The sequence below is a fragment of the Bombella mellum genome, assembly GCF_014048465.1.
Lineage (GTDB): Bacteria > Pseudomonadota > Alphaproteobacteria > Acetobacterales > Acetobacteraceae > Bombella > Bombella mellum.
On the sequence record NZ_PDLY01000001.1, the window covers coordinates 552,258 to 573,295 of the forward strand.

Genomic DNA, 21,038 nt, shown 5'->3' on the forward strand with positions numbered 1-21,038 from the left:
TCATGAAAATGGCTAATACTTGGACAAAGGCCAGCCTGTCCTCGGTGCGGGGGGCGGGCGGTCCTGTCTGACTGGAGGAAACATATCCCCTATGGCCTATGATGTTCTCTTTGGTGTGGTGCTGACATTCGGGGCAGGGATGCTGGCACAGTGGGTTGCCTGGCGTCTGCGGCTCCCGGCCATCGTCCTGCTCTTTGCCATGGGGCTGCTCTTCGGCCCCGTGCTGGGCTGGCTTCATCCATCGGAGACACTGGGTCATGCGTTCCGTCCGCTGGTCTCCATGCTGGTGGCTCTGATCGTCTTCGAGGGCGGAATGGTGCTGGACATCCGGCAGCTCCGGGAGGCCGGGGAGGGCGTGGCCCGCCTTACGATGGTGGCCCTGCCCATCAACTGGATTCTGGGGGCACTGGCGGCCCATTATGTCGCCCATCTGGAGTGGGGAACGTCCTTTCTTTTCGGGGCCATCATCGTGGTGACGGGGCCGACGGTCATCCTGCCGCTGCTGCGGAGTGCCAAGCTCCATCCCCGGGTGGCGGCGTTCCTGCGGTGGGAGGCGATCGTCAACGACCCGCTGGGGGCCATCCTGGCTGCCGTCGTCATGCAGATCATGCTGCTGCATGTGGATCTGCATAAACAGATTTTCTTCGTTCATACCCTGCCGGACATGCTGCTGGCGGGGGCTGTTTCCGTGGCGGCGGGTATCTTACCGGCCTATCTGCTTCGTTACCTCTTCACCCGGGACCTGATGCCGGAGCTGCTGAAGGTACCCATCATGGTCACGCTGGCGTTGATCATTTTCGGGGCCTGCACGCTGGTGATGGAAGGGGCGGGGCTGATTGCCGTGACCGTCTTCGGCATGATGCTGACCAACCTGCATATTCCCGGTCTGAATGAACTGAAACGGACCAAGGAATCCCTGGTGGTCCTGATGGTGTCCGTCCTGTTCATCCTGCTGACGGCTGACCTGCACCGTGCCGTGCTGGCCCGGCTGTCCATTCCCATCCTGCTTCTGACGCTGGTCGTGCTGTTTGTCGTCCGCCCCCTGTGCATTTTCCTGGCCACGCTGGGGACAAGCATCAGCTGGCAGGAACGGATTTTTGTCGGATGGATCGCTCCGCGGGGGATCGTGGCGGCCGCCGTGGCCGGTGCGGCCGGGATCAAACTGTCGGAGGCGGGGTACACCTCGGCTGACCTCGTCATGCCGGCCGTGTTCTGCGTGATTGCCGTGACGATGATCTGTCACGGTTTTTCACTTGGTCCGCTGGCCCGGAGGCTGCATCTGACCCTTTCCAACGAGCCTGCCTTGGTCATTCTGGGCGGCAATGCCTGGTCGACCGATCTGGCGGCCTGCCTGAATGAGGAAAAGGTTCCCGTCCTGCTGGTGGACACGACGGCACAGGAGCTGATGTCCGCAGCACGGCGTGGGGTGCCGGTCCTCAAGGCGGAACTTCTCTCCGCGGCGGGGCAGGAAGCTCTGGAGGAACGACCGGCGGACTACCTGATCGCCACGACGGGGGATGCCATCTATAACGGGATGGTCTGCGGTCACATGGCCCCCCATATGGGGCGGGAGCGGGTCTATCAGGTCAGCCCCGGCGTGGCCCGGCTGGACCTGTATCGTGGCCTGTCCCGTGATGCCCGTGGCAAGGTGCTGGGGGAACCGGGCTGGAACTACACCTTCTTTGACACGCTGTTCAGCCGTGGCTGGCGTTTTGTCAGCGATACCGTGACGGAGGCGACCCTTGACCTGTTCGGGAAGGAAGAAAACCGGCTGGACCTGCTGGTCGTCCGCCGGGGGACGGGAATTTTCATACAGTCGGCAGAAGACCGGGCCAGAACCGTGCCCGTCATAGGCGATCTGGTCATCTCCATGAAGGCTCCGGAAGCCCGTGAGGTCGTGTCAGACGCAAAAGAGGAGGCAGAGCTGCGTGCAGAGAAGTAGTGCTCGGCGTCCATCCGGGTTAGGGTAGTACTCTATAGGAATGATGATCCCTTTGGTCCGTCTGCCTGCCGGTAGCTGGAGAGGGGAGATTTTGGGCGCACTACGGACAGGATTTTTGGGACATGAATGCTCATCACTCAATACTGATTGTTGACGATGATGATGCTTTGCGTCTTCTGCTAGCCGAGCAGCTGGAAGAGGATGGAGCGTACCGGGTTGAACAGGCTGCCACCCTTGCCGCCGCAGGGGACATCATGGGCCGCTCCACTGGTGGACGGATCGAGATCGTTCTGCTGGACGTGAACCTTCCCGATGGTGATGGACGGGACTTCTGCGCTGGTCTGAGACGCAGGGGAATTCATATCCCCATCATCATGATGACGGGGTCGCATGATGAGGATGACGTCATCCGTGGGCTGGATGCCGGAGCGAATGATTACGTCGCCAAGCCGTTCCGCATGGGGGAACTGAAAGCCCGCCTGCGGGCGCAGCTCCGTCTCTTCGAGAACAGCGAGGATGTCGTCTTCGATATTGGTCCTTACGTTTTCCATCCGGCCAGAAAGCAGCTGACGGATCAGAAGAAGGGCCAGCGCATCCATCTGACGGAAAAGGAAACGGCCATCCTGAAATATCTCTACCGTGCTGGCGGGCAGCCGGTGGAGCGGGACGTGCTGCTGCATGAGGTCTGGGGTTATCATGCCTCGGTGACGACCCATACGCTGGAGACGCACATCTACCGCCTGAGGCAGAAGATCGAGCCGGATCATGGCCGGGCCGGAATCCTGCTGACGGAAGGGGGCGGCTACTGCCTCAACCCCGATCTCTGAGGTCAGGAACAGGACGTGACGGAAAAAGGCTGGCAGGAGGGCATCCTGCCAGCCTTTTCTGCATGGTTCGCCGTCGGGCTGTCAGAGGTCGATGTCCATCAGAACGGGGACATGGTCGGAGGGAGAGGTCCAGTCTCGGACCGGGCGCAGGACGTCAATGGTCTTCAGGCCGGGGAGGATGTCCGGCGTCGTCCAGACATGGTCCAGACGGCGGCCCCGGTTGGACTTCTTCCAGTCCCGGTTGCGGTACGACCACCATGTGAAGAGCTTTTCAGGTTCCGGAATGGCCTTCCGCATGGCGTCCTCGAAGCCTTCCTTCATCCAGTCCAGAAGCCGGGATGTTTCCGGCGGCGTATGGCTGACGATTTTCAGAAGCTGACGGTGGCTCCAGACATCATGCTCCAGTGGAGCGATGTTGAGGTCGCCGACAAGGATGCTCCGCCGTGGCGGGTTGTTGCGGAACCAGTCCGCGGCTTCCTCGAGGAAGGCGAGCTTGTGGGCGAATTTTTCATTTTCCTGCGGGTCCGGAATGTCACCTCCGGCAGGGACGTAGAAATTGTGGATGGTGACCGGTCCCGATTCCGTCCGGATGGTGGCGGCCACGTGGCGGCAGTCTGTCCTGCCGCACCAGTCCGGCGTGCCGGGGACGGCTTCCAGCGGCAGGCGGGACAGGATGGTGACCCCGTTGTAGCTCTTCATGCCACGGTAGAGCTGATGGGGGAACCCCAGATCGGCCAGGGCTTCCTGCGGGTAGAGCGGGTCCGGAACCTTGGTCTCCTGAAGGCAGACGACGTCGGGATTCTGTTCTTCGATGAGACGCTGGAGCAGGGGGAGCCGGAGGCGTAGTGAGTTGATGTTCCATGTGATGAGGCGCATGGCCTTCTGATCTCCTCTGGAGTGGGAAAATTCAAGGGATGATCTTGCGATTGACAGGTTTTACCCCAATCTGGAGAGAATGAATAAGGAAAGTACCCTGCCCATGCCCGTCCTGATGATTGACACCCATATTGACATTCCGTGGGAGGAGAAGACAGCCGGGGGGCTGCCCTGCTGGGAGAAGCGGGATCAGGCGGACATAGCCCTGCGGGAGACGGAACGCCGTTTCACCCTGCCCAAGGCGGAGGCTGGTGGACTGGGAGCTGCCTGTCTTGCGGCCTATACGCCGCAGGCTTCCCTGGATGAGGCCGGGCATGAGGCGGCCTGGCGGCGGGCACGGGCCATGCTGGAGGCCATGGAAGAGATGGTGCCGCTGCATGTCCCCGGCCGGGCGGTCCTGTGCCGGACGGCACAGGATGTGCGGCGGACGGCCGGAGCCGGACAGGTGGCCCTGATTCCCGTCATGGAGAATGGCTACCCGCTGGCGGATGATCCGGCCAAGGTCGGGCATCTCGCCCGGCGGTACGGCATCCGTTACATCACTCTGACCCATAACGGTCACAACCTGCTGGCGGATTCGGCGGTCGTCCGGCAGGGGCCGGCAGAAGCTCATGGTGGCCTGTCCGCTCTGGGAAGGGAAGTCATCGGAGAGATGAACCGGCATGGTGTTCTGGTGGATGTGTCACATGCGTCCCGCAGGACCATGATGCAGGCGGTGGACGTCTCCACCGTTCCGGTCTTTGCCAGCCATTCCTGCGTGCGTGCCCTGTGTGATCATCCCCGCAATCTGGATGACGGACAGCTTGATGCCCTGAAGGCGAGTGGTGGCCTGATACAGGTTACGGCCATGGCTCCGTTCCTCCGCCGTGGCGGGGGTGGCACCCTGACCGACTTCGTGGAGCATGTCCTCTACGTCATCCGCAGGATTGGTGTGGAGCATGTCGGTATTTCGTCCGATTTTGATGGCGGTGGTGGCATGGAAGGCTGGCAGGATGCCAGCGAGAGCCATCATCTCCCTGCCGCTCTGGAGCGGGCGGGGCTGGACGGGTCGGAGATTCGGGCTGTCTGTGGTGAAAACATGCTCCATCTGATGGAGCGGGCGGAGAAGGAAATTGTGGAAAGTCAAACATAATTTTCTCTTTTTGCGGGAAACAGGAGCATTTTTTGCCCACTAATTTTTTCAGAAACGGGATTGACAGTCATTCCGGCCTTCAGGGACCAACGACCGGGGAGCAGGAAAGGAAAAATCTTTCATAACTCCTTATTTTTCAGATGGTTCCATTCATTGCCTATTTTTTGGGCAATCTATGGAAAAAGAAGAGAAACCCTGTGCTGTGTGCTTTTACCCTTGGAGTATTCACAGCTTTTTCCACAGGAATGGTGGATGAGTGTAAAGAGACTGTCATGAAGGCAGAAAAATGGCGGAAAACAGGGAAAGATGACTGAAACACCTCACGGCGTCGCTGCGATTCGGAAAGCCCTGAAGACGATTCCTGAAAGTCCCGGCGTGTATCGGATGCTCGGTGCCAAGGGAGAGGTGCTGTATGTCGGCAAGGCCCTGAGCCTGAAAAAGCGTGTCACCTCCTACACGCATGTGGTCCGCCTGCCGGAACGGCTGAGGCTCATGGTGTCCCTGACCGCCAGCATGGAGATTGTCGTCACCCGCACCGAGGCCGAGGCCCTGCTGCTGGAGGCCAACTACATCAAGAGAATGAAGCCCCGCTTCAACATCCTTCTGCGGGATGACAAGAGCTATCCGTGGCTCCTGCTGAGTGGGGACCATGCCTATCCCCGTCTCATGCGCCAGCGCGGGAAGCCCGTCAGGGGAGCCACCTACTGGGGACCTTTTGCATCCTCCAGAGCGGTGGACCAGACGATCCAGGTCATCCAGAGGGCCTTCATGCTGCGGACCTGTACGGACAGCGTCTTTGAATCCCGTACCCGGCCCTGCCTCCTGCATCAGATCAAACGCTGTTCCGCCCCCTGTGTGGAGCGCATCAGCCCGCAGGAATATCAGGGGCTGGTGGACCAGACGAAGGAATTCCTGAGTGGTGGCGGGCGGGAACTTCAGCAGCGTCTGACCAGGGAGATGGAAGAGGCGGCGGAAGAGATGGCCTTCGAGCGGGCGGCCCTGATCAGGGACCGCATACGGGGTTTTGCCAATCTCCGGGCTTCAGGGGCGATCAACCCCGTCAGCATCAGGGAAGCGGACGTGGTGGCTCTCTGGCAGCAGGCCGGGCAGAGCTGCATACAGGTTTTCTTCATCCGTGGAGGACGGAACAACGGCAACAGGGCCTTCTATCCTCGCCATGAGGCAGACGCCTCGGCAGCGGATGTGCTGTCTGCCTTTCTGCTCCAGTTCTATGAGGACAAGCAGCCTCCCTCACAGGTCATGACCAACCTTGAGCCATCCGAACAGCCCCTGCTGGCCGAGGCCCTGACCCTCCAGCGGGGGCAGAAGGTCCAGCTGCTTCAGCCACAGCGGGGCGAGAAGAAGGCCGTGCTGGATCACGCCGTGCTCAATGCCCGTGAGGCCCTGGAGCGTCGGCTGGCAGAAACGGCCGGGCAGGCCGTCCTGCTGGAGAAGGTGGCCGAACTGTTCGATCTGCCAGCCCCTCCCGGGCGGATTGAAGTCTATGACAACTCCCATCTCATGGGTCAGGCTCCTTACGGGGCCATGATCGTGGGAGGGCCGGAAGGTTTCGTGAAACGGGCTTACAGGAAGTTCGCCATCCGTGGCCCCGTGGCCCCGGGCGATGACTTCGGCATGATGAAGGAGGTCATGAGCCGCCGTTTCGCCAGGCTGGGCATGGAGGATGAAGGTGGGGAGGGCTGGCCTGACCTTCTGCTGATTGACGGCGGGAAGGGGCAGGTCCGTGCCGTGAAGGAGATACTGGCCGAGCGGGGCCTGTCCTCCATTCCCGTGGTGGGGATCGCCAAGGGCGTGGATCGCAATGCGGGGAGGGAGTGGTTCTTCGTGGACGGAAAGGAACCGTTCCAGCTGCCCGTGAATGATGCCGTCCTTTATTATCTCCAGAGGCTGCGGGACGAGGTGCACCGTTTCGTCATCACGACACACAGGGCGGGGCGTTCCAAGGCCCTGACCCGTTCCGGGCTGGATGACATCCCGGGTGTCGGCCCGACCCGCAAGAAGGCTCTCCTGACCCGTTTTGGCTCTGTCAGGCAGGTTCGGCAGGCGGCTCTGGAGGAGCTGGAAGGTGTACCGGGAATTAATCGTGAAATGGCGCAGGTCATTTATGGATATTTCCATCCAGAATGGGTAAGAGAACAGAGTGACGTCCTCGAAAAACCCTGACTGAGCACCGTGTTGGGGAGTGACCTGCCATATAGGGATATAAGGTGATCAATCTTCCCAATCTTCTCACGCTGTTCCGTATTCTTGTCATTCCGGTGCTGATCGGGTGTCTGGCAGCCGGTGGCCTGTGGGCAGACATGGCCTTCCTGCTTTATGTCGGAGCCTGCGTGACGGATTATCTTGATGGTGCTCTTGCCCGCCGACAGGGCCTGACGTCAGACCTGGGCCGGATGATGGACCCCATTGCCGACAAGCTCCTCGTGGGGGGGCTTCTGCTGGCTCTGGCGGGCATGGGGGGGCTGCGTTTTGGTTCGCTTTATGCGGCCATTCTCATCATGCTGAGGGAAATCCTCATCAGCGGCCTGCGGGAATATATGGCCTCCCGGAATGAGACGATCCCTTCCACCCGTCTGGCCAAATGGAAGACGGGAATGCAGATGGTGGCGATCGGTTTTCTGATTCTGGGACAGGGGGCGGTCGGCTCCCTGTATGACAGGGTCACGTGGTACTTTGGGGTGACAGGGGCTGCGCTGCTCTGGCTGTCCGTCATTCCGACCCTTCTGACAGGGACCGGGTACCTCAGGGCGACTGTGGCACGGATGCGGGGATAGACTGGTTTGAGATATCGGGTAGATCATTATAGAGGTGACGGGAGACGGACTATGTTCTTCCAATGTCAGGTTGTGACGGTTGCAAAGGGGATGGCATGAAAATCAGAGAAGGTAGCCTCAAGAAGGCAGGGGTCGTGATGTCCTTCTTTGCGGTGGGCTGCACTGGTTTTGCTGTCAGCTGTACGGGGCTGGACAGACATCTGAGCGGGACCGTCAATCCGTATGGCAATCCCAACACCCCCGACACCCGCAGCGAGACTGCCCAGCGCATCCGTGGGGCGAAGGTGAGTGCGACGCCTGTCCTGCCGGAGGATGGAGATGTCTGGCCCGGTCAGCCGGAGCCGGTGCCCAGCCTTCGGGATGTCAGCCGCTCCGATGCCCATTTTATCGAGAAATGGCAGAAGGCCCGTCCGCAGCTTGATGCCGACCTGCGGCAGCAGCTGGGTGATGGCCAGGGCATGAGCGTCGGAGAGGATGTCAGCCAGCGTTACGGGTCTGGCCGGGAAGTGATGCCGATTGGCAGGCCTATTGCGTCCCATGTGAAGGATAATGCTCCGCCTTATATGGAATCAGTAAATCGTGGCATTGTCGTCATTCCGAATGGTGATGGCACCGATACGCTGATCGCTCCGGATGGCAGCATCAAGATTGTCAGCCACAGCAAGGCGGCACTTTTTGAACATGCCAAGACATTTGGTCATGGTCATGGCAATGATGCGACAGGGCAGCCTACTTATGCGCAGCCGGATAACGGATATGTGGCCGAGGCTCCCCGCCATCTGCATGAAGATCAGCAGGCCCTGTCCGTACCCCCCGCCCTGCGGGCTGGGGCTGGCAGCGTTCCCGTGCAGGTACCTGCACCTCATGTGACGGCGAAGCCGCCTGTGGTTTCCCAGCATCCGCGGCCGAAGGCTGAGGTCGTGCCGGTGCCTGCGCCCCATGTGGCAGTGAAGCCGCCTGTGGTTTCCGAGCCTCCGCACCCGCAGCCGAAGGCTGAGATCGTGCCGGTGCCTGCGCCTCATGTGGCAGCGAAGCCGCCTGTTGTTTCTCAGCCTCCGCATCCGCAGCCAAAGGCTGAGGTCGTGCCGGTGCCTGCGCCTCATGTGGCAGCGAAGCCGCCTGTTGTTTCTCAGCCTCCGCATCCGCAGCCGAAGGCTGAGATCGTGCCGGTACCTGCGCCTCATGTGGCAGCGAAGCCGCCTGTTGTTTCTGAGCCACCGCACCCGCAGCCGAAGGCTGAGGTCGTGCCGGTACCTGCGCCTCATGTGGCAGTGAAGCCGCCTGTCGTTTCCGAGCCACCGCATCCGCAGCCGAAAGCTGAGGTCGTGGCGGGGCAGGATCATCCTGTCAGGCATAAGGCTCCGGCTGCTGAAACATCAGCCAGACATGCCGATGCGATGGTTGATGCGGCCCATCCGGTGGCGGAACTGTCGCAGCCGGAGAAGAAGGCCCACAAGGCGCAGCCTCATAAGGTGGCCGCTGCTCCTGAAAAACATGTGGCGGCTCCTGCGAAGAAAGAACGCCACTCCGGGAAGAAACATGGTGGGGACTATGTGGATGCGCTGGGCTTCGAAGCTCCCGTGCGTCATGCAAAGTCTCATCATGGCGATGGCGTGTATCAGTTTGACTGGGACAAATAAGACAGGCCTTTTGAGAAAAAGACCATAATCTGTCCCAATGGTGATATCCTGTGCCGGAAAGGGCTTGACCTGAAAGGCACAAGGTATCATTGTCCCGCTCAGGTATAGGGGATGTGCTGCTCCGACAATGATGAAGCGGCGTCCCATCACGCGGCAGCAGTCCGAGGGTAATATGGCCAAGACAAACGTAATCATGATCCGTCTCGTTTCTTCCGCAGATACGGGCTATTTCTATGTCACGAAGAAGAATGCCCGCACGGCGACGGGCAAGATGGAAGTGCGCAAGTACGATCCGGTCGTGCGCAAGCACGTTGTCTTCCGTGAGGCAAAGATCAAGTAATCATCAGTCTGGCTGATGAAGAGAAAGCGGCCTCCGGGCCGCTTTTTTTTATGTCCATCAGCTCATGGGAGAGGCCGGGAACGTTCTCAGTAAAGGGCGTTCTTCTCGCCATAGGGGATGACCAGGTCCCCCTTGCGGCTGCTGTTGAGCATCACCCGGCTGCGTTCGTCGAGCATGTCCGGGTCCAGGGCATTTTCATTCAGGGCCGTGACACGCCGCCGCCATATGTCCTGTTCCTTGTGAGCGTCCAGAAGGGCGGCCTGTGCCTGGGCCTGAAGTGTTTTCTGGTGCTGGTAGGCCTGTATGCCCAGATCACCATGCAGGGCATTCCAGAGGAAATAGACGGTGAGGAGCAGGAAGAGTGCTGGAGCGAATATGATGCCCAACCCACGCCGTAGCAGAATGATCATGCAGTGGCTCCTCAATGTTCATGGCGACCGGAAAAAGTTCTGACCACCATTTATAGGGGCTTCTGTGGCAGAGGCAAGGCAGGAGCGGGCATGAAAAAAGCCCCCATCCGAGGATGAGGGCTTTTTCTGCCTGACGGGCCAGTGTCCTGACCCGTGAGTGGTCAGCAGATTACTTGCGGACCTTCAGGATGCTGCGGCCGGCATACTTGGCACTGTCACCCAGCTGCTGCTCAATACGGATCAGCTGGTTGTACTTGGCCATACGGTCGGAACGGGAGAGGGAGCCGGTCTTGATCTGCCCGGTGTTCAGGGCGACGGCGAGATCAGCGATGGTGCTGTCTTCCGTCTCACCGGAACGGTGGCTCATCACGGTCGTGTAATGGGCACGCTGTGCCATTTCCACGGCGTGGAGGGTCTCTGTCAGGGAACCGATCTGGTTCACCTTCACGAGCAGGGAGTTGGCGACGCCCTTCTCGATGCCTTCCTTCAGGCGGGCCGGGTTGGTCACGAAGAGATCGTCACCGACCAGCTGGATGCGGTCACCCAGACGCTCGGTCAGCTCTTTCCAGCCTTCCCAGTCGTCTTCGGCCAGACCGTCCTCGATGGAGACGATCGGGAACTTCTTGGTCAGCTCCTCAAGGTAGGAGACCATCTCGCTGGAGGAGAAGCTCTTGCCTTCGCCCTTCATCTCGTAGCGGCCGTTCTTGTAGAACTCCGTGGAGGCACAGTCGAGGGCGATCGTGATGTCCGTACCGAACTTGTAACCGGCATCGGCCACGGCCTTCTCAATGTACTTGAGGCCTTCCTCTGTGGACTTCAGGTTGGGAGCGAAGCCGCCTTCGTCACCGACATTGGTGTTCAGGCCGTTCTTGTGCAGCTCCTTCTTCAGACAGGCGAAGATTTCGGAGCCCATGCGGATGGCTTCCGCCACGGAGGAGGCACCGACCGGCTGGATCATGAATTCCTGGAAGTCGATGGCATTGTCAGCATGTTCACCGCCGTTGATGATGTTCATCATCGGGACAGGGAGAACGTGAGCGAACGTGCCACCGATGTAGCGGTATAGCGGGAGGTCCAGCTCCTCGGCTGTGGCACGGGCCACGGCGAGGGACACGCCGAGGATGGCGTTGGCACCCAGACGGCCCTTGTTCGGCGTACCGTCAAGGTCGATCATGGCCTGGTCGATCTCGATCTGGTTCTCGGACTCCATGCCGCGCAGCTTGTCGGCAATCTCCGTGTTCACGGCGTTGACGGCCTTCAGGACACCCTTGCCGTGGAAGCGTTTTTTGTCACCATCGCGCAGCTCTACAGCTTCGTGGGCACCGGTGGAGGCACCGGAGGGAACGGCAGCACGGCCAACAACACCGGAGGCCAGCTCGACATCAACCTCAACAGTCGGGTTACCACGGCTGTCCAGAATTTCGCGGGCAATAATATCAACAATAGCGCTCAAGGGAATTCTCCTGACTCTATGCGGCGAACCCCGAACGGCCTATCATCAGGCACAGGTTAGGATCCGCTTTCGCTTTATTTCAGTCTCAAAATATGCGCCTGAGGTCAATTAAGATGCGACAATTTCCTGTCACGGCAGCCATGCTTGTTGCGCTTGGCGGCGTTTTTCCCTTTCTGGTGGGCATATGGCTGTTTCTGGCCGGGGTTCTGACCTCTCTGCCCCATCTCAGCCTGATCCTTCTGGCCTATGGGGGGTGTCTCCTGTCCTTCTATGGGGCCGTGCAGTGGGGTCTTCTTGCCAGCAAACCCACGATCATCCTGCCGACGGGGGAAGGGCTGCGGGACAGGCGTGCCCTGCTGCTGGGAGCGTTCGCCTTCCTGTGGGGGTGGCTGTCCCTCTCCGTCGGGCTGCTTGGCAGCCTGCGGACCGGTTTCGGTCTGGAGACGCTCGGTTTCATCGGCGTGTTCGCTCTGGAACGAATCGCCAACCGCTGCGGTGACCTTCCGCCGGGATATTTCATGGTCAGGGCCGTCAGCACAGGGCTGTGTGTGATCGGCTTCCTGCTCGCCCTGCTGTCCCCGCAGGGACAGTTCTAAGGGCGGGCAGGTCTTCCGTCAGAGGATCTCGGCCTTGACGAGCTGATCCAGCTTCTTGAGGGAGACCAGCAGGTCACGCATCCCGGCCAGAGGGATCATCGTCGGGCCATCACTGGGGGCCGTATCCGGCTCCTGGTGGGTCTCGATGAACAGGGCGCTGACACCTGTTGCGATGGCGGCACGGGCCAGAGGGGCCACGAACTCCCGCTGCCCACCCGTGGCCGTACCCAGCCCGCCCGGCTGCTGGACGGAATGGGTGGCGTCGAATACGACGGGGAAGCCCGTCCGGGCCATGATCGGCAGGCCACGCATGTCGTTGATGAGCGTGTTGTAGCCGAAGCAGGTGCCACGCTCGCAGAGCAGGATGCGGTCATTGCCGGTGGATTTCAGTTTGTCCACCACGTTCTGCATGTCCTGCGGGGCCAGAAACTGCCCCTTTTTCACATTGATGGCCCGGCCTGTCTTCCCTGCTGCCAGGAGCAGGTCAGTCTGTCGGCAGAGAAAGGCCGGAATCTGGAGGACATCGACAGCCTCGGCAGCCGGAGCGCACTGCTCCGGTGCATGAACGTCCGTCAGGACGGGAATGTCGAAGCGGGAGCGTATGTCGGAGAGGATTTTCAGCCCTTCCGTCATGCCGACGCCACGGGCGGCGTTGACGGAGCTGCGGTTGGCCTTGTCGAAACTGCTCTTGTAGATCAGCCCGATGTCCAGCTCCTGGCAGAGGTCGTGCAGGGCCTCCGCCATGAAGAAAGCATGGTCACGGGATTCGATCTGGCACGGACCAGCGATCAGCCGGAAGGGCTGATCCTGACCGATGACGAACCTGCCGAGGGAAACGCTCATGCTGTCTGTGTCTTCCGTGAAAGATGCTCTTTCCTGGCGGCACCGACAAAGCCCACGAAGAGCGGGTGAGGATCGAACGGCTTGGAAAGCAGCTCAGGATGATACTGGACGCCGATGAACCACGGATGGTCAGGATACTCCACGACTTCCGGCAGGACACCGTCCGGGGACATGCCGGAGAAGCGCAGTGAGGTTTTCTCCAGCACCTCACGGTAATGGACATTGACTTCCCAGCGGTGGCGGTGCCGCTCCCTGATGTCCGTCCGGCCATAGACCTCCGCCACACGGGACCCCTCGACCAGCTTTGCCGGATAGGCACCGACACGCATGGTTCCGCCGAGGTCTCCCCCTTCACGGCGGCGCAGCAGCTCCGTGCCACGGGCCCATTCCGTCATCAGGCCGACCAGCGGCTCATCCGTCGGGCCGAACTCCGTGGAGGAGGCTTTCTTCAGGCCAGCGAGGGAGCGGGCGCATTCAATCACGGCCATCTGCATTCCGAAGCAGATGCCGAGGAAGGGGATGCTGTTTTCACGGGCATAGCGCACGGCATTGATCTTGCCTTCGGAGCCACGCTCACCGAAACCGCCGGGAACGAGAATGCCGTCCATGTCCTTCAGAAGGTCTTCGAGACGGTCCTTCTCCTCAAGCTCCTCCGCATCAATCCAGTTCATGTGGACACGGACATCCTGGGAGATGCCACCGTGAAGAAGGGCTTCGGCAAGGGATTTGTAGCTGTCCAGCAGGGCCGTGTATTTGCCGACGATGCCGATGTGGACCTCGCCCTTGGGTTCCCGGACACCTCGGACGATCTTCTCCCAGCGGGAGAGGTCCGGGGCGGTCTCATGAGGGAGGCCGAAATAGCGCAGGACCTCACGGTCCATCCCCTGTTCATGGTAGGCGATGGGGCAGGCATAGATGGTGTCGACATCCAGGGCCGCAATCACCGCCTCGGGGCGGACATTGCAGAAGCTGGCGATTTTCTGCCGCTCGGTCTGCGGAATGGGCCGGTCGGAGCGGCAGAGAAGGATCTGCGGCTGGAGGCCGACATTCTGGAGCTCCTTGACGGAATGTTGGGTCGGTTTCGTCTTCAGCTCACCGGCGGAGGGAATGTAGGGCAGGAGCGTGAGATGGACACACATGGTGTTCTCATGCCCCAGATCATTGCGGAGCTGGCGGATGGCCTCCAGAAACGGCAGGCTCTCGATATCCCCGACCGTCCCGCCGATCTCGACCAGCACGAAGTCATAGCCGTCCGTGTCGGAGACCACGGCCTCCTTGATGGCGTCGGTGATGTGCGGGATGACCTGGACCGTGGCCCCGAGGTAATCCCCCCGGCGTTCACGGGCGATGACGTTGGAGTAGATGCGGCCTGTCGTGGTGTTGTCGGAGCGGCGGGCATGGACACCCGTGAAACGCTCATAGTGCCCGAGATCAAGGTCTGTCTCGGCACCATCATCAGTGATGAACACCTCGCCATGCTGATAGGGGCTCATCGTGCCCGGATCAACATTCAGATAGGGGTCCAGTTTCCTGATGCGGACCTTGTGCCCACGGGCCTGGAGGAGGGCAGCCAGAGCCGCCGAAGCGATACCTTTACCGAGGGAGGATACAACCCCACCCGTCACAAAAACAAAGCGCGTCATGGGAGGCCCTTATATAGTGAAGAGGGGGGGAAGGGGAAGCAGATTGTGTGCTCCGCTTCCCCAAAAAACGGATCAGGGATGCTGCGGTGTCTGGGCCGGTGCGGCAGGCTGCGTGGCGGGCGGATTGGCCAGGATGTCGCGGGTGCTTCCGCCGCTGGAGGCTCCACGGTTCAGCACGGCCAGGCACAGGCAGAGAATCATGAAGATGGCGGCCAGCACGGCGGTGCTGCGGGTCAGCAGGGTGGCCGTCCCACGGCCGGACATGAAGGAGCCAAGCCCCTGACTGCTGCCGACGCCAAGACCACCGCCTTCGCTACGCTGGATCAGGATAACGCCAATGAGGGCCAGGGCAACCAGAACAGTGAGGATAAGCAGTAATGTGGTCATGCAGTCAGGTCCAACAGGTTATGGGGAGGGCTGAGGCAGGGTCGCTTCAGCCGCAGCGTCGATGATGTCCAGAAAGCTCTGCGCTTCAAGGCTGGCACTGCCGACGAGCACTCCGTCCACGGCCTCGATGGACATGATGGAGGGTGCCTGCACGGCGGTGACAGACCCGCCATACAGGACCGGGACGCGAATGTCATCTGTCATGAGGCGCATTGGCAGCAGGGCACGGATCAGGGTGAGCTTCCTCTGGAGTTCCTCGCGGGAGGGCGTGATGCCGCTGCCGATGGCCCAGACAGGCTCATAAGCAAGGATTCCCCGGAAGCCCCGGGTCAGGGACCCTTCGATCTGGGTGGAGAGGACGCTGGCGGCCCGCCCTTCGTTCCGTTCGGCCAGATGCTCGCCGATGCAGACGATCGGCACCAGCCCGGCGGCCGTGGCGGCCTTCACCTTCTGGCGGATGATGGCATCCGTCTCGCCGTGGTTCTGGCGTCGCTCCGAATGGCCCAGGATGACATAGCGTGCACCGAGGTCCCGGATCATCGGAGCCGAGATGTCTCCGGTGAAGGGACCGGAGGAGGCGGGGTAACAGTCCTGCGCCCCCAGGGCCAGCCTTTCATGGGGCAGGTCGGCCGTCTTCAGGGCCTGATTGACGCCGTCAAGCTGTGTGAAGGGAGGACAGATGATGGTGTGGAGATGGGCCGGTGGAGGCGTGTCCTTCAGGCGGCGGGAGACATCCCGGGCGAGCTGGAGGCCGTGTTCGTGGCGGGCCTGCATCTTCCAGTTCCCAATGACGAATTTGGGTACGGTGGTCATTCTGCTCTCCCCGGTCTGCACGATGCATCCACTGCGCTTGGGCAAAGATAGGGACACGCCGTGCTGGTCAATCTGTGTCGGCATCTCTATGCTGGGGCAGCTTAGCGGGTTTCCTCTGCTAATGCTATTCTGCCATCAGTAAAGTGATATGCGCCTTCGATGATTACTGCCCTGCGTCATTTCCTGGTTGACTCCTGGCTCGGCCGGGTGATTGCCTTTGTGGTCTTTGCTTCCTTTATTGTTCTGGGGGGTACGTTTTTTGGACTGGGCGGCGGCATGGCCGGTCTGGGCGGTGATACCGTGGCGCAGGTCGGCTCGCACAAGATCACGCCCGTCGAGTTCCAGAAGGCCGTCCAGAGGCAGGTCGCCTATCTCATGCAGCAGAACGGGGGGGCGGTGGAGCTTCTGAGGACCCCCGAGGGCCGTCAGGAGATTGGACATGCGGCCCTGCGGAACCTCATCCTCGTTCATGAGGGGGCACAGGCCGGGAAGCGCAACGGTCTCAATCCGGGCGATGAAACGATTCGTGGCGTGATCTTTGCCATGCCGGATTTCAGGGACCCGAGCGGCCGCTTCAGCCCGCAGAAGATGGACAGTCTTCTTCATGTCAACAATCTCAGCCATCAGGACCTGATCCAGGAGACACGGCGTATGCTGTATGGCCGGGCGACCATGCTGGCTTTTGGTCAGACCGTGCAGCCCCCGGCGCAGGAAGTGGACTGGATGGTCAACCATGTCGGTCACGGGCAGGTGGTGGACATGGTGCGTCTGCCTTTCTCCCTGGGGGAGGTTTCCACCCAGCCGACCGATGAACAGCTGAAACGTTATTACCAGAACCATCTCTGGCAGTTCCGTCAGCCGGAGTACCGTCATGCCCGCATCGTGGTCATGACGGCAGGCAGCGTGGCAAAGACACTCCAGATTTCCGATGCCGACCTTCAGGCTTCCTATAAGATGAAGATGGAGGACTCGGTCGAGGCGGCCCGTTACAACAGCCCGGAACTGCGTTCCATCGAGGTTCTGGCGGTGACGGATGAAGCCACGGCGGGGCAGCTGGCCGCCGCCTGGCAGGGGGGGCAGACCTGGAAAGCCCTCCAGAAACAGTATCCTAGGGCCATTCCGGCCACGCTGGACGATGCACGGCAGACGGACCTGCCGGACCCGGCTCTGGCGAAGGTGGCGTTCGCCACGCCGGAAGGTCATGTGTCGCCCCCTGTCCATACGGCGGCGGGCTGGAGCGTGGTGCATGTGCTGTCCATCAAACCGGCGAAACATGCCAGCTTTGAGAGCCTGAAAGACAGCATCCGTGAAGACCTGGCGAACGAACGGGCGGCCGCCATGCTGAAGGACCGTCAGAGGGCCTTTGAGGAGGCCGTGGCCGGTTCCGTCACGCTGGACAAGGTTCCGGCGGATATCGGGGCATTCCCTCTGGAGGGAAGCCTGGATGCACACGGGAACCTGCCCGGTGGAGAACCGGCTCCGCTGCCGGGAGATGTGGCCCTGCGGCAGGCCATCATCAGTCAGGTCTTCAGCCAGAAGAAGGATGAGCCGCCACATGTCGTGACGGAACCGGATGGCAGCTCCTTTGCCGTTCTGGTGGATGATGTCACGCCGGGCAGGCAGGATTCCTATGAGACGGCCCGGCAGGCCGTGGTCGATGCCTGGATGGCGGATGCCCGGAAACATGCCACCGAGCAGCGGGCGACCGCCCTGTACCAGCAGGCGAAGAAGGAAGGACTGCGTCAGGCTCTGGCCGGGCAGAAGGAAGAGTCCCTGCTCCGGAAGGACGAGCATTTTTCCCGTCTCCAGCAGCGTCATGACGTGCCTGCCCTCATCCTGAGGGCCGCCCTTCAGCAGAAGGTCGGAGAGACAGCAATGCTTCAGGAAGGTGACGGGTACTGGCTCGTCAACGTGATCGGCACTTATGAGGAATCACCGACCCTGATGCAGGCCATCCGGCAGCGTCTGACGGTCCAGATGACCGGGGCCTACCGTAACGATCTTCAGGAGACGCTGGGCATGTCCTATACCCGGGCGGCTCCGCCCCGTCATTTCAACGCAGCCCTGTTCAATGACGTGAACGAGAGGGTGCTCAGCATGATTTCAGGAAGGCTAGGTCAGCAGTGAGCAGGATTTTACACCGGGTGGAGGCAGCAGACCTGCTGACACCCCTTTCTGTCTTTCTCCGTCTGTCCCGTCTGGCTGATGATCCGTACCGCCTCTTTTTCGAGAGTGTGGAAGGTGGTGAGGCCAGAGGGCGTTACTCCATCATTGCCCTGCTGCCGGACACGGTCTGGCGGTGCAAGGACGGTCAGGCCTTTCGGGATGGGCAGAAGGAAGAGGCTGCCCCGCTGGTCTCGCTGAAGGCCCTGCTGGATGAGAGCCGGATGGAGCTGCCGGAGGGGATGCCGCCGATGATCGGTGGCGTTTTCGGGGTGCTGGGCTATGACATGGTCCGGCAGATGGAAGAGCTGCCGAACCCGCCGCCCAACGACCTTGACCTGCCGGAGGGGGTGATGATCCGCCCCCGGCTGTTCGCCGTCTTCGACACGGTACGGGACGAACTCATTCTGGCGACGCCGCTGCGTGACGGTGTGGCGGTGGAAGAGGGAGAAGCCCTGCTGGCGGAAGCGGCTGAGGCCCTGCACCAGCCGGTGCCGGACCCGGCGGAAACTCTGCCGGAGGGAAGCCAGCTGGAGGCTCCCGTCTCCAACATCACCCATGAGGATTTCCTTCAGAAGGTGAAGACGGCGCAGGATTACATTGCCGCCGGGGATGCCTTCCAGATCGTGCCGAGCCAGCGTTTCACGACGGCCTTTCCGCTGTCGTCTCTGGCTCTTTACCGCAGCCTGCGGCGCATCAATCCGGCTCCTTTCCTGTTCCTGATGGAGCTGGGCGAGTTTACCCTCGTCGGGTCGTCGCCGGAGATTCTGGTGCGGCTGCGTGATGGCGTCGTGACGGTCCGCCCGCTGGCCGGAACCCGACCCCGTGGCCGGGACCGTGCCCATGATCTGGCCCTTGAGAAAGAGCTTCTTGCCGATGGCAAGGAGCTTGCCGAACATCTCATGCTGATCGACCTAGGGCGGAACGATGTCGGGCGCGTGTCCCGCCTGGGGACGGTGGAGGTGCCGGACCGTTTCGTGGTGGAACGCTACAGCCATGTCATGCACATTTCCTCCACGGTCACGGGCGAGATGAAGCCGGACTGCGGGGCACTGGATGCCCTTTCCGCCGCCTTCCCGGCAGGAACGCTGACGGGTGCGCCAAAGATACGCACCATGGAAATCATCGACGAGCTGGAGCCTACCCGGCGTGGCCCCTATGCCGGGTGCGTCGGCTATTTCGGTGCGGATGGTGACATGGACACCTGCATCGGCCTGCGCATGGCCCTGCTGAAGGATGGCCAGATGTACGTGCAGGCCGGCTGTGGCGTGGTGGCGGAATCTGATCCCGAGGCGGAATATCAGGAGACGAGGGCCAAGGCCCGTGCTCTCTTCACGGCGGCCGAGGCGGCCGTGAGCCAGGCCGTCCATAACGGATTGCAGAGGCTTTCTGCGGGAGGGGGATGTAAAACTCCCTTCGGCACCTCATCTGAGGGGACAGATATGACCTCTGGATGCGGGGAGACCGTCAGATGATTCTGCTGATCGACAATTACGACAGCTTCACCTTCAATCTGGTGCATCATTTTGGTGCGCTGGGCGTGGAGTGTGCCGTCAAGCGCAATGATGCCCTGACGGCGGACCGTGCGCTGGAGATGAACCCCTCGGCCATCGTGCTGTCGCCCGGCCCCTGTTCGCCAGATGAGGCAGGCATCTGCTGCGAGCTTATCAGGAAGGCGGCCGGAAAGGTGCCCGTGCTGGGTGTCTGTCTGGGGCACCAGTCCATCGGGCAGGTTTTCGGGGCTCGTGTCGTCAGGGCTTCCGTGCCGATGCACGGGAAGATCAACGCCATCCATCATGATGGAAGCGGGGTCTTCGCCGGTCTGCCGGACCCGGTGGACATGGTGCGTTACCACAGCCTGACGCTGGACCCGGACAGCATTCCTGACGAGCTTGCCGTCAATGCCAGGACGGAGGATGGCGTCATCATGGGGGTCCGTCATCGGGAACACCCGATTCATGGCGTGCAGTTCCATCCGGAAAGCATCGCCTCCAATTCGGGGCGTGAGCTTCTGGCCAATTTTCTCCGGCTGGCCGGTGTCCTGCCGGGCGGGCAGGGTGCTGCCGGCTGATGGGGAAGCAGGAAAAGCCCTTCACGAGGCTTCTCAGGAAGGTGGCTGCCGGGCAGGAGCTGGATGTGGCCGAGGCTGAACAGGCCTTCATGCTCGTCATGGAAGGGGCGGTCTCGGAGGCCGAGCTGGCCGCCTTCCTGACGGCCCTCCAGATGAGAGGGGAGACGGCGGAGGAGCTGTCCGGGGCCGTCCGGGCCGTCCGGCACAACATGCAGGCCCTTCGTGACGTGCCGGAAGATACGGTGGATGTCTGCGGTACGGGGGGAGATGGCCTGGGGACGCTGAACGTTTCCACGGCTACCGCCTTCGTGCTGGCCGGACTGGGCGTGCCGGTCGCCAAACATGGGGGGCGTGCCCTCTCCTCCCGTGCCGGGGCGACGGACGTTCTGGAGGCCCTGGGCATCCCTGCCGATGCGGACCATGCCCGGCAGGAGGAACGGCTGAGGGCGGATCAGCTCGCCTTTCTGGCTGCGCCCCATCATCATCCGGCCATGCGGATCGCCGCTCCTGTCCGCAAGCAGCTGGGATTCAGGACGCTGTTCAACCTTCTTGGGCCGCTCTGCAACCCGGCCCGGGTGCGGCGGCAGCTTGTCGGTGTATTCTCCGAGGTATGGTGCCGCCCCGTGGCGCATGTGCTGGGGGAACTTGGGGCTATCTCCGCCTGGGTCGTTCATGGCCACACGGATGAGGGAGGCATTGACGAGCTGACCCTTGCCGGTCCCACCCACAATGACGTGTGGGAGGATGGCCGGTTCTTCTCCTTCGAGCTGACGCCGGAGATGGCAGGGCTGCCTCATTATGAGGTGGCGGCTCTCAGGGGTGGTGATCCCGCCGAGAATGCACGGCGCATGGTCAGTCTTTTTGGTGGAGAAGCAGGCTGCTATCGTGATACAGTCCTGCTCAATGCAGCGGTTGGTCTGCATGTTGCCGGACGGGGCAACCTGCTCGAAGATGGTCAGCTTTCTGTTCCGGCACTTCGGCGCAACATTGCCGAGGCAGCACGTTCTCTTGATGACGGGTTGGCCCAGGAGGCTTTAATCCGGGCGCAAAGGAGTGTAAGTGCTCGGGAATGAACGCTAGAACCGTTCCTTAATGTTCCAAGGTAAA

Annotated in this window: 19 protein-coding genes; 12 read left to right on the plus strand and 7 right to left on the minus strand. The window is 61.4% G+C overall.

Annotated features, from left to right (window positions below; genetic code table 11):
- Window positions 1-91 precede the first annotated feature (91 nt).
- Window positions 92-1,942 carry a cation:proton antiporter gene (locus CPA56_RS02410; protein WP_182040419.1) on the plus strand — a complete coding sequence of 617 codons (1,851 nt, stop codon included), beginning with the start codon at window positions 92-94 and terminating at the stop codon, window positions 1,940-1,942.
- Window positions 1,943-2,064: 122 nt separating this feature from the next.
- The gene (locus CPA56_RS02415) at window positions 2,065-2,769 is read left to right on the plus strand and encodes a response regulator transcription factor (RefSeq protein ID WP_182040420.1); all 705 of its coding nucleotides are present in this window, start codon (window positions 2,065-2,067) and stop codon (window positions 2,767-2,769) included.
- Between the two features lie 81 nt (window positions 2,770-2,850).
- Here CPA56_RS02415 and CPA56_RS02420 read toward each other — a convergent pair whose 3' ends face one another.
- Window positions 2,851-3,645, minus strand: a complete 795-nt coding sequence (locus CPA56_RS02420; RefSeq protein ID WP_182040421.1) for an exodeoxyribonuclease III — start codon at window positions 3,643-3,645, stop codon at window positions 2,851-2,853.
- A 79-nt stretch (window positions 3,646-3,724) separates the two neighbouring features.
- Between CPA56_RS02420 and CPA56_RS02425 the strand changes: the two genes are divergently transcribed.
- The 5 genes from CPA56_RS02425 (at window position 3,725) to rpmG (ending at window position 9,552) form a co-directional block, all read left to right on the plus strand.
- Window positions 3,725-4,777: a dipeptidase gene (locus CPA56_RS02425; RefSeq protein WP_229707282.1), complete on the plus strand. Its 1,053-nt coding sequence runs from the start codon at window positions 3,725-3,727 to the stop codon at window positions 4,775-4,777.
- Between the two features lie 306 nt (window positions 4,778-5,083).
- Window positions 5,084-6,961 (plus strand): excinuclease ABC subunit UvrC, encoded by a 1,878-nt coding sequence (gene uvrC / locus CPA56_RS02430; protein ID WP_182040422.1) that lies wholly within the window; start codon window positions 5,084-5,086, stop codon window positions 6,959-6,961.
- Between the two features lie 44 nt (window positions 6,962-7,005).
- A complete protein-coding gene (pgsA, locus tag CPA56_RS02435; protein WP_182040423.1) occupies window positions 7,006-7,572 on the plus strand; it encodes a CDP-diacylglycerol--glycerol-3-phosphate 3-phosphatidyltransferase in 567 nt (188 codons plus the stop codon).
- A 95-nt stretch (window positions 7,573-7,667) separates the two neighbouring features.
- Window positions 7,668-9,212 (plus strand): hypothetical protein, encoded by a 1,545-nt coding sequence (locus CPA56_RS02440; protein WP_182040424.1) that lies wholly within the window; start codon window positions 7,668-7,670, stop codon window positions 9,210-9,212.
- A gap of 172 nt (window positions 9,213-9,384) precedes the next feature.
- On the plus strand, window positions 9,385-9,552 hold the full coding sequence (gene rpmG / locus CPA56_RS02445; protein WP_043561310.1) for a 50S ribosomal protein L33: 168 nt from the start codon (window positions 9,385-9,387) through the stop codon (window positions 9,550-9,552).
- Window positions 9,553-9,638: 86 nt separating this feature from the next.
- On the opposite strand, the gene CPA56_RS02450 is transcribed toward rpmG, so the two are convergent.
- Complete coding sequence (locus CPA56_RS02450) at window positions 9,639-9,962, minus strand: FtsB family cell division protein (RefSeq protein ID WP_182040425.1); 324 nt, start codon at window positions 9,960-9,962, stop codon at window positions 9,639-9,641.
- 169 nt (window positions 9,963-10,131) lie between these two features.
- Entirely contained in the window at window positions 10,132-11,415 is a 1,284-nt protein-coding gene (gene eno / locus CPA56_RS02455; RefSeq protein ID WP_182040426.1) for a phosphopyruvate hydratase, read from the minus strand.
- Between the two features lie 113 nt (window positions 11,416-11,528).
- Here eno and CPA56_RS02460 point away from each other — a divergent pair, with 113 nt between their 5' ends.
- A complete protein-coding gene (locus CPA56_RS02460) occupies window positions 11,529-12,011 on the plus strand; it encodes a DUF3429 domain-containing protein (protein WP_182040427.1) in 483 nt (160 codons plus the stop codon).
- An 18-nt stretch (window positions 12,012-12,029) separates the two neighbouring features.
- Here CPA56_RS02460 and kdsA read toward each other — a convergent pair whose 3' ends face one another.
- The 4 genes from kdsA to tpiA all read right to left on the minus strand — a co-directional run bounded on the left by kdsA (window position 12,030) and on the right by tpiA (window position 15,781).
- Window positions 12,030-12,854: a 3-deoxy-8-phosphooctulonate synthase gene (kdsA, locus tag CPA56_RS02465; RefSeq protein ID WP_182040428.1), complete on the minus strand. Its 825-nt coding sequence runs from the start codon at window positions 12,852-12,854 to the stop codon at window positions 12,030-12,032.
- On the minus strand, window positions 12,851-14,497 hold the full coding sequence (locus CPA56_RS02470; protein ID WP_182040429.1) for a CTP synthase: 1,647 nt from the start codon (window positions 14,495-14,497) through the stop codon (window positions 12,851-12,853). Before CPA56_RS02470 ends, kdsA begins: the two co-directional genes overlap by 4 nt.
- 72 nt (window positions 14,498-14,569) lie before the next feature.
- Window positions 14,570-14,884, minus strand: a complete 315-nt coding sequence (gene secG / locus CPA56_RS02475; protein WP_182040430.1) for a preprotein translocase subunit SecG — start codon at window positions 14,882-14,884, stop codon at window positions 14,570-14,572.
- An 18-nt stretch (window positions 14,885-14,902) separates the two neighbouring features.
- Window positions 14,903-15,781, minus strand: a complete 879-nt coding sequence (gene tpiA, locus CPA56_RS02480; RefSeq protein WP_229707286.1) for a triose-phosphate isomerase — start codon at window positions 15,779-15,781, stop codon at window positions 14,903-14,905.
- Between the two features lie 75 nt (window positions 15,782-15,856).
- On the opposite strand from tpiA, the gene CPA56_RS02485 reads away from it, so the two are divergent.
- From CPA56_RS02485 to trpD, 4 genes are read left to right on the plus strand one after another with little or no spacing between them, the layout of a single operon-like run.
- Complete coding sequence (locus CPA56_RS02485) at window positions 15,857-17,824, plus strand: peptidylprolyl isomerase (protein ID WP_182040431.1); 1,968 nt, start codon at window positions 15,857-15,859, stop codon at window positions 17,822-17,824.
- Entirely contained in the window at window positions 17,821-19,335 is a 1,515-nt protein-coding gene (trpE, locus tag CPA56_RS02490; protein WP_182040432.1) for an anthranilate synthase component I, read from the plus strand. Before CPA56_RS02485 ends, trpE begins: the two co-directional genes overlap by 4 nt.
- Complete coding sequence (locus CPA56_RS02495; protein ID WP_182040433.1) at window positions 19,332-19,931, plus strand: anthranilate synthase component II; 600 nt, start codon at window positions 19,332-19,334, stop codon at window positions 19,929-19,931. Before trpE ends, CPA56_RS02495 begins: the two co-directional genes overlap by 4 nt.
- Window positions 19,931-21,004, plus strand: a complete 1,074-nt coding sequence (trpD, locus tag CPA56_RS02500) for an anthranilate phosphoribosyltransferase (RefSeq protein WP_182040434.1) — start codon at window positions 19,931-19,933, stop codon at window positions 21,002-21,004. The genes CPA56_RS02495 and trpD overlap by 1 nt, the downstream gene beginning before the upstream one ends.
- Window positions 21,005-21,038: the final 34 nt, after the last annotated feature.